Source organism: Zymomonas sp., from assembly GCF_020216885.1.
Lineage (GTDB): Bacteria > Pseudomonadota > Alphaproteobacteria > Sphingomonadales > Sphingomonadaceae > Zymomonas.
The window spans coordinates 1-10,000 of record NZ_JAIWON010000096.1; the positions used below are offsets into that span (position 1 = coordinate 1).

10 protein-coding genes are annotated in these 10,000 nt (G+C 47.4%); 3 read left to right on the forward strand and 7 right to left on the reverse strand.

Translation table 11 applies throughout. The features are described 5' to 3' along the window. Nucleotides 1–827: shikimate dehydrogenase (aroE, locus tag LDL18_RS05205; RefSeq protein WP_296507469.1), on the reverse strand; the 827-nt coding region annotated here is incomplete at its 3' end. Next, complete coding sequence (locus tag LDL18_RS05210; RefSeq protein WP_296507471.1) at nt 824–1,420, reverse strand: nucleoside triphosphate pyrophosphatase; 597 nt, start codon at nt 1,418–1,420, stop codon at nt 824–826. The genes aroE and LDL18_RS05210, both read right to left, overlap by 4 nt. Nucleotides 1,421–1,851: 431 nt before the next feature. On the opposite strand from LDL18_RS05210, the gene LDL18_RS05215 reads away from it, so the two are divergent. Continuing rightward, nucleotides 1,852–3,645 (forward strand): tetratricopeptide repeat protein, encoded by a 1,794-nt coding sequence (locus tag LDL18_RS05215; protein WP_296507473.1) that lies wholly within the window; start codon nt 1,852–1,854, stop codon nt 3,643–3,645. Nucleotides 3,646–3,666: 21 nt separating this feature from the next. Here the strand turns inward: LDL18_RS05215 and LDL18_RS05220 are convergent, their stop codons facing one another. Then, complete coding sequence (locus LDL18_RS05220) at nt 3,667–4,272, reverse strand: LysE family translocator (protein ID WP_296507475.1); 606 nt, start codon at nt 4,270–4,272, stop codon at nt 3,667–3,669. Between the two features lie 164 nt (nt 4,273–4,436). Here LDL18_RS05220 and LDL18_RS05225 point away from each other — a divergent pair, with 164 nt between their 5' ends. Next, nucleotides 4,437–5,333 (forward strand): LysR family transcriptional regulator, encoded by an 897-nt coding sequence (locus LDL18_RS05225; RefSeq protein ID WP_296507476.1) that lies wholly within the window; start codon nt 4,437–4,439, stop codon nt 5,331–5,333. A 214-nt stretch (nt 5,334–5,547) separates the two neighbouring features. On the opposite strand, the gene LDL18_RS05230 is transcribed toward LDL18_RS05225, so the two are convergent. Both LDL18_RS05230 and LDL18_RS05235 read right to left on the reverse strand, forming a co-directional pair. Beyond that, a complete protein-coding gene (locus LDL18_RS05230; RefSeq protein ID WP_296507478.1) occupies nt 5,548–6,708 on the reverse strand; it encodes an MFS transporter in 1,161 nt (386 codons plus the stop codon). Beyond that, entirely contained in the window at nt 6,705–7,511 is an 807-nt protein-coding gene (locus tag LDL18_RS05235; RefSeq protein WP_296507480.1) for an alpha/beta hydrolase, read from the reverse strand. Before LDL18_RS05235 ends, LDL18_RS05230 begins: the two co-directional genes overlap by 4 nt. 119 nt (nt 7,512–7,630) lie before the next feature. Between LDL18_RS05235 and LDL18_RS05240 the strand changes: the two genes are divergently transcribed. After that, entirely contained in the window at nt 7,631–8,140 is a 510-nt protein-coding gene (locus LDL18_RS05240; protein WP_296507482.1) for a MarR family transcriptional regulator, read from the forward strand. 138 nt (nt 8,141–8,278) lie between these two features. On the opposite strand, the gene LDL18_RS05245 is transcribed toward LDL18_RS05240, so the two are convergent. Both LDL18_RS05245 and LDL18_RS05250 read right to left on the reverse strand, forming a co-directional pair. Continuing rightward, the gene (locus tag LDL18_RS05245) at nt 8,279–9,064 is read right to left on the reverse strand and encodes a sulfite exporter TauE/SafE family protein (protein WP_296507484.1); all 786 of its coding nucleotides are present in this window, start codon (nt 9,062–9,064) and stop codon (nt 8,279–8,281) included. Nucleotides 9,065–9,253: 189 nt separating this feature from the next. Continuing rightward, the coding region (locus LDL18_RS05250; protein WP_296507485.1) for an SIS domain-containing protein at nt 9,254–10,000 on the reverse strand (747 nt) is incomplete at its 5' end.

Below are 10,000 nucleotides of genomic sequence, written 5' to 3' on the forward strand. Positions count from 1 at the left end.
TTACGATCATAAAAGAGTTCAAAAGCCGCGGCGGCTTGCCCGATCAACATCGAAAGACCGTCTATTGTCTGCATCCCGCGGGCTTTTGCGGCCTTTAATAAGGGCGTTTCCAAAGGAACATAAACGATGTCATAGACGAGGCTGCGCGGATCGACCTTTTCAAGGCTGAGATCAAGCGGTGGCTGGCCAGACATCCCCAAAGTTGTGGCATTGACGATTACCCCTAACTCACCATCTTGAAGCGTAAATTCGGGTTCGCGATTGTCTTCCAGACTGTGAAATTCGATATCGCCGCGTAATGCCCCGATATCTCTTGCCAAAGCGCGGGCTTTTTCAAAATTGCGGTTGACGATCTGGCAAGTAAAACCCGCCTCGGTCAGTCCCAGTGCTACAGCACGAGCGGCACCACCCGCACCAACGATGAAGGCTTTCCTTAAGCCTTGGCCTTGGGCTTTTATGGCTGGCTGAAGCGCTTCCATGAAGCCGGTAATATCGCTGTTATAGCCTTGCAAACGGCCATCTTCGGCTACTCTGACGATGTTGACCGCGCCTGCTTTTTCAGCCAGCGGGTCAATTTCATCCAGTAATGGAATGACGGCTTGTTTATGCGGCACCGTGACATTGACCCCGCGCATCCCCCATGCAGGTAACGCCTTGATGGCTTGGGCGAGATGGTCGGGATGCACGGGAAAACGACTGTAATCGCCATTGATGCCGCAGGCTTCCAACCAAAAGCGATGGAGTGCCGGAGACTGGCTATGGGCGATTGGCCAACCGATCACACCAGCAGTTGCGGGGACGGGGCGTTTATTTTCTGTATTGCTCATGCCTCTACTATTGAGGCTTTGCGCAAATAGGCAAGCAAAGGAAGCAGTGGAAGCCCCATAATCGTGAAATGATCGCCTTGGATAGCTTCAAAAAGTTGAATACCGAGGCCTTCAAGGCGGTAGCCACCGACGCAATAGCCGATTTCTGGCCATTCCTGATCAAGATAATGAGAGAGAAAGCTGTCTGAAAAAGCGCGCATCGTCAAAGTCGCGCTGTCGTGATGGCGAAAAACCGTTTTGCCTTTTTCAATAATGGCGACGGCACTGGTCAATATATGTGATTTTCCCGCCAATAACCGGAGATGATCGGCGGCATCTTGTCGACTGACAGGTTTGTTCAACAAGGCACCTTCTTTTGTCATCACGGTTGAATCGCAGCCTAAAACAAGATCATCAGGATATTGGCTGGCGACAGCCTGTGCTTTGGCTTCGGCAAGGGTGAGCGCTAGTTGGCAGTTATCCCGCTTTTCAGCCTGCCATTTTTCTTTGATCGCGGTTTCGTCAACTTCGGTTGTCTGGACAGTAAAAGGGACACCGGCGGCGGTCAAAAGGGCTGATCTGATTTTAGAGGAAGAAGCGAGAATAAGCGCCATAAAGTTTTCCTGAAGGCAATTTTTGACAAAGGCCAGAATAGCTTTTTTTCGGAAAAAACCGATCTTTTTTTGCGTCTTTTGTTTTTGGGCGCAAGAAAGATATGATATTTTTTTAATTCCTATTTATTATTTTTATCTAGATAGAGAATTTTTTATTTTATTTTGATTGAAAGTTATTTTGAATATTTTATTTGAAATATTAAAATACAAATTTTTTAAAAAATCGTTTGTTAAGAGTCTTTCAGAGTTAGCGTAATATGCCTTTTTTATAAAATTTTTGAATAAAATTAGATTTTGAGGATAGATAAAACAAAATGAAGAGATAGCCTAGAATAGTGTTGTTTGTAATAATGACAAAAATATTTAGGTTATTTTTTAGATAAATTATACCATTATTCAATGATATTAAAATATTTCTATCGGGGGGATGTATGAAAGCCGCTTGTTCTTGGGTGATGAAGGTCACGATGCTTTTGTCTGCGCCGATGGGGGTGGCTCCGCTTTGGGCAGAGACAAACCCGCCTGCGGTCATGATCCCCTCTCAAGCCTTTCAGCCGGTGATGCGTAATTTAAAAAGTCCCGATAAGGCCAATCAAACCCGTGGCTTTATTAAAATGCAGCAAGCAGCTTCTGGCGGAAATCCGAAAGCAGAATATAATTTCGGGGCTTTGTATCATGAAGGTCTTGGAACAGCGCAGGATTTTATTCAGGCGCGTTATTGGATAGAAAAATCGGCGGAACAAGGCTATCCCGCAGCGGAAGCCTTGTTAGGAAATATCTATCATTTCGGAAGAAAGGGTATCCCTGAAGATCTTGAAAAGGCTTTTTACTGGACAGAAAAAGCCGCTAATCAGGGCGTGGTTTCGGCACAAAGAGATTTAGCTTTAATCTATCATCAAAGAGCCTTGGCACATAAAATAGCACCGTTAGAAGGGCAGCAAAAAGCCCTTTATTGGATGGGAAAGGCCGCTGATCGGGGTGATTTAGAGGCCAAATTCCAAATGGCCAATGTCTATTTGTCTGGTATCCCGAATTTACCGCAATATGCAGCAGATAACGAAAAAGCCTTTTCTTTGTGTAAGGATGCGGCCGAGAAGGGGCATCTAAAAGCGGCCGCTCTTTTGGGAAAAATGTATTATAGTGGCGATAGCGGGGAGGTTGATCAAAAAGCCGGATTTTATTGGACAGAAAAAGCCGCTCGTCTGGGTGATCCTTTCGCAGAATATAATATGGCTCGTTTCTATAATCCCCAAAATGGCAATCAACGGATCGATCCAGATACCGCTTTTTACTGGATGGAGAAGTCAGCCAATCATGGTTTTCATCCTGCGGAGAGCGCATTAGGGCGCTTTTATCGTGACGGTCAAGGGACAGGAAAAGACCCCCAAAAAGCTGTTTTTTGGTATAATCGAGCCGCAGAAGGAGGCAATATTCAAGGGCAGATTGATCTGGCGATGGCCTATTATCGCGGCGAAGGCACCGAAAAAGACTATAAAAAGGCTTTTTATTGGTGTGAAAAAGCGGCCAATCAGGGCATGGAAGAGGCTGAAGATCAATTGGCTTTGATGTATCATCAGGGTGAAGGCATCCAGAAAGATGACGATAAAGCCGCCGAATATTATCAAAAGGCATGGGCAAAACATCATTTTGACAATCCAGCGACCGTGATGGGTGATCTTTATTTTGAAGGTCAGAAATTAGACCGAAATTATCCGAAGGCCTTGGCATGGTATCAGAAAGCGGCTGCTGAAAATGACAGTCGTGCCGAAAATGCTATCGGGAATATGTATTATAGTGGCTTGGGGGTGCCGCAGGATTTTAAACAGGCCTTGGTCTGGTATCGCAAGGCAACGGCTGATTTTTATCATACCCAAGCCTATGATGCTGAAATGAAATTGGGTGATATGTATTCTAAAGGGCAGGTCGTCCCAAAGGATTTGAAGCAAGCCTTTTCATGGTATGAAAGATCAGCACGCCATCATTACAAACCCGCCGAAATCATTTTATCTGACCTGTATCAAAAAGGGATCGGGGTCGAGAAAAACCAAGAACAGGCTATTTATTGGCATCGTAAGGCCTTTGACAAAGCCTTTGCCGAGATAGACGATAGGCTGGATGATCATGCCCAAGGTATGGCGATGCTCTATCAGGCCGCTGAAGAAGCCAAGAAAGACGCGGCTTCACCGAAGGCCAAAGAAGGCATGCTTTCCGATGAAAAGCAATGAGTGGCTGGAGGTTTTAAGCGGTTATGGGATGAGGCTGGCGGTGAGTGGATAAAGTGACAACAGCAGTAAAGCAGCCATCGTCAGATTGAATAACCGGAGAAGAAGAGGGCGTTTCATCCATTGATGCAAGATGCTGCCACAAAGCATCCAGAGAAGGCTACAAGGGAGTAATATCAATATCCCTATAAGCGTGGCTTTGAGCAAGTCAGCAAAGGCATAGCCTGTGGGGAGGTAAGTCGACGCCATACCGGTTGCCGCCAACCATAATTTGGGGTTGATAAATTGTAAGGCGAAAGATTGGAAAAAGCCAAAGGCTTTTTGTCTTGTGGGTGTTTCTCTGCCTTTCGATGTGGCAATTTTCCATGCAAGATAAAGAAGATACAAAACGCATAGAATTTGCATGATTTTATAACATTGGGGAAAATGTTGGAAAACAGCATTGAATCCTGATCCGACCAAAAGCGCCAGAAAGAAAAATCCACAGCAAAGCCCAGCGAGGAAGGGTAGGGATTTTTTAAAGCCATAATGAAAGCATGAAGCCGAAAGCAGGGCATTATTGGGCCCCAGCGTGATGCTGTTTGAAAACAGGAACAGGCAAAGCGCGGATAATTCTGTAAAAGACAGCATCGAGGAATCCCTGTGTTTTTGTATAAGAAAAGGGAACGCCTTTTTTATGGTCGGGCGGGCATGCCTTGGCTGTCTTTTGGGATAAATTATGGATATTCATCTTTCCAACAGATAGTTCAGGTTATTCCTATCACTTCTATTGATGAATGATAGGCCATCCGGCGATGACATTTGAACAGCTCCGTATTTTTGTCAGCGTGGCAGAGCGCCAGCATATGACTGCGGCATCCCAAGATTTGCATCTGTCCCAGTCGGCGGTTTCTTCGGCGATTGCGGCTTTAGAAAATCGCTATGACGTGAAATTATTCCATCGCATCGGGCGCGGTATTTCCTTGAGTGAGGCAGGGCAACTTTTTCTGGAAGAAGCCCGATCGATATTGAGAAGCGCCGAGGCAGCCGAAGTGATGTTGAAAGAAATTGGCGGCTTGAAACGGGGTGTTTTGCGTCTGGTTGCCAGTCAAACCATCGCTTCTTATTGGTTGCCGCCGCTTCTTTTAGATTTTCGGAGGCGTTATCCTTTATTGGATTTGGATGTTGCTATTGCTAATAGCGAGCAGGCCGCTTTGCAGGTTGAGCAAGGGCGTGTCGATCTGGGTTTTGTTGAAGGCGTAGTTGATCATCCGTTATTAGCGCAATGGCCGATTGGGCAGGATCATTTGTTATTAGTGCGCTCTACGCCTTTTCCTGAAAAGGATATTGATGCAGATTATTTGCGATCTGCCAGTTGGGTTGTCCGTGAAAAGGGTTCCGGCACTCGTTCAACTTTTGATCAATTTTTACGCCTCTATGGCGTTGATCCTGACAGCTTGCAGATGGTTTTGGTCTTGCCTTCCAATGAATCCGTGCGAACCGCCGTGGAGGCCGGAGCCGGAATAACCGCTTTGTCTTCTTTTGTGGTGGCTCCTGCCCTTAAGGCGGGTGTTCTTCATGCGGCTGATTTGGATTTAAAGCCCCGTCCATTTTTCGCTTTACGCCATAAAGAGCGCTATCGCAGTAAGGCCTCTGATGCTTTGTTGGATTTAATCTGTGAAAGCGGGCGGATTTCAGAAGGAAATCCCTAAATGCGAGAATAAGGTGAGGCGTAAAATTCAAGCCTGTCACGGCGGTATTTTTAAAGGACGGGGCATAAAAAAGAAGGCTAAAAACCGAGATGTGGCTATTTCACGAAAGGATATGGGGGAGGTTTTTTCCGTGAAATAATGGCCGAGGATGGCTATGTCATAAGCCTTGTTATGGAAAACAGGCTCGATGATGGAGCCTGTTTTAGGTGATAGGTTAGAGGTGATCTCTTTTTGGAGAAAAAGGGCGGCATAAGATAAGCAATAAAGCAATACCGACTGCCATCCCTGCCCATGCTAAGCGAAGAGAGGCCATTTCATCCCGCAAAATACCCGCAAAAAACGGCATGAATGACGCGATTAAATAGCCGCCGCCTTGGACGAAGGCGAGTAAAGAACCGGCTTCTTTTGGTGAATGGGTATGATCTAAGGCCACAATCAGCGATAGTGGGAATAAAGCGCCAATACCTAAACCCAATAAAATTGTTGCCAGAAAGGCCAGAGACAGAGGGGCTGTGATTAAGCAGCCAAGGCCGAGCAAGGTCAGTAAAATGACAATGGTGAGCGGTATTCTTCTATCGGGAAAGTGATGGATCAAACTGGAGACCAATAAACCCGCCAGAACTTCGGTCAGAGTGAGGATTCCAAGAAGATAGCCTGCATAGGAAGCTGGCCAACCCAATTCAACATAATAGGGCGGCAACCATGCCAGCACCAAGGTATAAGCACCGGTGCCTATCCCGAAAAAAGCCATCAACAGCCATGCCCGCCCCTTTTTAAAAGGTAGTCCACCAGTCAAAGAACTAGGCTTCTTTGGATTATGAGCAAAAATAACCCAGAAGGCACAAGCGATAATCGCTGGAATGGCCGCGAGCGCGAGGCTTTGTCTCCAGCCGAAGAGATGTGCCAGAGGAACGGATAGAGCAGAAGATATGGCTGCCCCGCCCATAATACCTGTCGTAAAAAGGCCGAGCAAGCTACCCGCTTTATCGGGATAACGGCGTTTTAGAAAAGCGGGCATCAGGGCTTGAGCAAGCGCAATGCCGATGCCGCCCATGGCTGCGGTTACAATCAGTGTGGTGGCGCTATTCGTATAAAATCTGTTCAGGCTGGCTAGCGTGATAAGGAGTAATCCGAGGGCAATGCCTTTTTTCTCGCCCATTCGCCTTTGTAACCATGCCCCTGCTAAAGCAAACAAGCCCATCATCATTACCGGAAGTGTGGTGAGCAAGCTGGCTTGCCTACTGTCCAAAGTCAGATCACTTTGTAGTATTTTGAGTAGTGGGCTGATGGAGGCCATGATCGGACGAAGATTGAGACCGACCAATATCGCCAGAATGGCACCTCCTATGGGCGTGGGCGACGGACGGTTTTTCATGCATGGCCTCTTTTCAGAAAATCATGGAGGTAATCATTAAATTCGGAGGCGCTGGAGACATTGAAGACATGGCCTTCGCCAGCAACCACTTTAAAGGTCGCTGATTTAATCAAATTGGCGATTTCTTGTGATTCCTTGATCGGACTCATGGAATCTTTTTCACCCGCTAAAATCAGGCTTGAGGCTGTTATCTTTTCAAGATTGGGGCGGCTATCATATCGTTTCATGCCTTCGCACCATTGTATAAGGCTTTGGGTGTCTTGTGTGGCCGCTTGTGCTTGCCATGCTTGATAACAAGCGATGCCGGAAGCGGTTTTCGCAAATTTTTGCCCGACCAACCCCAGCCAACCGGATTCAAAGCGCGCGATACCGCCATTTTCTTGGCGCAGCGTCTCAATCCAAGTATCAAGCATCTGTTGCCGATCGGATGTTGCCATTGTCAGGAAGCTGCCTGCTACAATCAATTTTTCAACGCTGGCCGGATAATTTGTCGCGATTTCGAGAGCGATCGTGCCGCCAAGCGATAAAGCGACGACAATCGCGCTTTTTAACCCAAGATATTCGAGAAAGGCCATCATGGCTTGTGCCTGATCTTTGGGGGTAAATTCCCGATCCAAGAGAGAAGATGCCCCATGCCCTAGCAGGTCGGGAATAATAACCCGATAGCCTCGATCGACCATATCGGCGACTTGGGGTGTCCATGCTCTTCCGCTGTTGCATAATCCATGCAGGAACAAGACAGGTTCACCTGTTCCAATATCGAAATAATAGTAGCGATCCCTGCCGTGATAGAAAAAGGCCATCGATATTCCTTTATAAGAGGACTTTTCTATAAAACTATCTTAACGTTAAGATAGTTGCAAGGGGATATCTTTGAAGGCGGCTTGCGTGAGGCGCATGACAAGCCCAAAAAGAAAATCCTATGAGAGATCACGTAGATTTTGTGGTAGCCCAATGGGCTGATGTCATGCCTGAATTGGATGCGTCTTCGATGGAGATTTTCGGTCGAATGATCCGTGTCCAAAAACATTTAGAACGCTTGAGAAGTGAGGCTTTATCTCAATATGGTTTCAAAGAGGGTGAGTTTGATGTTCTGGCAACCCTGCGGCGATCGGGAAGCCCTTATCGGCTTACCCCGACTGAGTTATATCGTTCTCTTTTGATTACTTCGGGAGCGATGACCAATCGCTTGGTCAGGTTGGAATCCGCCGGTATGATCGAGCGTATGGCCGACAGCCAAGATAAGCGGAGTTCGCAGGTTGCCCTTACCAAAAAAGGCAAGGCTTTGATTGAACAAGCCGTAAAAACACATACCGAGGTTCAAAATGAGGTCTTGGCCGTGCTTGAGCCGGAACAACGGCAAATTTTGGCCGTGCTTCTCAAAAAAATATTGTTGAATCTATCCGATGAGAAGGTTGTTATGCCTTTATAAAAAGCACTTGGCTTGAGATTTTTTGAGGTATGCTGGAAAAAGGGCTGGAGAGAAGAATTTAAAGCGGGGGATTGATACAGAAAAACCGGACAGCTTGGGCTATCCGGTTTTTGGGGTTTGGAATGGATCAGATTTAAATCAGACGAGGCGTAAACCCACAACCAAAAGAATGGTTGCTAAGACCGAGCGTTGCACGGTTTCATTGACTTTACCGATAAAGAGGCTGCCCAAGATGATGCCCGGTATTGAGCCGACTAATAAAGACAAGAGCATTGGGATATTGATAGCCCCCATCAGCCAGTGACCTGATCCGGCGATAAGGGTTAATGGCACGGCATGGGCAATATCGGAGCCGACAATTTTTGCAGTCGGTAAAGTCGGATAGAGCATAATCAAAACGGTGACACCGATAGCCCCCGCCCCGACCGATGACAGCGACACCAAGACACCGAGCAGAAAACCGAGAAAAACCGTTAGAAAGGCGGTGCTTTTTTCGCCTAAAGGTTTGCTGCGGCGGCTTGCCCATGCTCTGATCTTTTCACGGAAAAGAACGCTGGGAGCGGTCAGCAGCAAAGCGATGCCTAGAGTGACGGAAATGACGCGTGAGGTCGTTGAAGACGGCATGCCGAGATAATGCAGGAAAACCAAGCTGAGGATAGAGGCCGGAATACTGCCTGCGCATAAGCGGGTCACAACCTTCCAATCCACCGATCCTTTGAAACCATGAATCCCCGTTCCGACAAATTTGGTTGCAGACGCATAGAGCAGATCCGTTCCGACAGCCGTTTGGGGGTGAACACCGAAGAGCAAGATAAGGAGCGGTGTCATCAAGGAACCGCCGCCGACACCCGTCATGCCCACCAGAAAACCGATCACCAAGCCAGAAAGTGAATAGAGCGGCTGTAAAGCATGAAGGGCGGACATAGGCATTCCCGTTTTGTATCGTTGTCGGACAATCGGGAAGACAGAAGCGGGAGAATTCTCGCCTAGATTTGTCTTTGCCCCCGATTGCAAAGAAACACCCCTTTGAAAAGGGATGTTTCCGTCACAACCAAATTAGGGAAAGCCGCCGTTAAGAAAAATATAGTTTTACTATCAGTCGGTATAAATTTACTATTCGACCGTTACACTTTTGGCCAAATTTCGGGGCTGATCGACATCGGTGCCTTTGATAACGGCGACATGATAGGCCAGTAATTGCACCGGAATAGCATAGACGATCGGGGCAATCAGAGGATGCACCTTTGGCATCGTCAAAGTCGCAAGGCAGTTCTCTCCAGCTTCCTGAATGCCTTTTTCATCGGAAATCAGAATAACTTTGCCGCCCCTTGCCTGCATTTCCTGCATATTGGAAACGGTTTTTTCAAAAAGAGGCCCTGATGGAGCAAGAACGATAATCGGCACCTTGTCATCGATAAGCGCGATAGGCCCGTGCTTCATTTCACCTGCCGCGTAACCTTCGGCATGGATATAGCTGATCTCTTTTAATTTGAGCGCGCCTTCCATCGCCAAGGGATAATCGGGCCCGCGTCCAATATAAAGCACATCCCGCGCAGGCGCGATTGCCGTTGCCACATTTTCGATTTTGTCGTTAAAGGCAAGCGCGGCATTGAGTGCCGCAGGGGCTTCGGCAAGATGGCGGACGATGTCCTGTTCTTCTTGTTCTGTGATTTGTCCTTTGACCCTTGCAATAAGGGTGGCAAAAGCGGCCAAAACCGCGAGTTGGCAAGTAAAGGCCTTGGTCGAGGCGACCCCTATTTCAGGGCCAGCATGGGTTGGGAGAAGTAAATCGGCTTCACGTGCCATGCTGCTGGTCGGGACATTGACGACTACGGCAATTTTCTGTCCCCCTGCCTTGGC

Excerpts from the sequence above, each read along its gene's own strand:
- LDL18_RS05215 (WP_296507473.1), top strand. The coding sequence starts at position 1,852 with ATGAAAGCCGCTTGTTCTTGGGTGATGAAGGTCACGATGCTTTTGTCT.
- LDL18_RS05230 (WP_296507478.1), bottom strand. The coding sequence starts at position 6,708 with ATGAAAAACCGTCCGTCGCCCACGCCCATAGGAGGTGCCATTCTGGCG.
- LDL18_RS05245 (WP_296507484.1), bottom strand. The coding sequence starts at position 9,064 with ATGTCCGCCCTTCATGCTTTACAGCCGCTCTATTCACTTTCTGGCTTG.
- LDL18_RS05210 (WP_296507471.1), bottom strand. The coding sequence starts at position 1,420 with ATGGCGCTTATTCTCGCTTCTTCCTCTAAAATCAGATCAGCCCTTTTG.
- LDL18_RS05225 (WP_296507476.1), top strand. The coding sequence starts at position 4,437 with ATGACATTTGAACAGCTCCGTATTTTTGTCAGCGTGGCAGAGCGCCAG.
- LDL18_RS05220 (WP_296507475.1), bottom strand. The coding sequence starts at position 4,272 with ATGCTGTCTTTTACAGAATTATCCGCGCTTTGCCTGTTCCTGTTTTCA.
- LDL18_RS05235 (WP_296507480.1), bottom strand. The coding sequence starts at position 7,511 with ATGGCCTTTTTCTATCACGGCAGGGATCGCTACTATTATTTCGATATT.
- LDL18_RS05240 (WP_296507482.1), top strand. The coding sequence starts at position 7,631 with ATGAGAGATCACGTAGATTTTGTGGTAGCCCAATGGGCTGATGTCATG.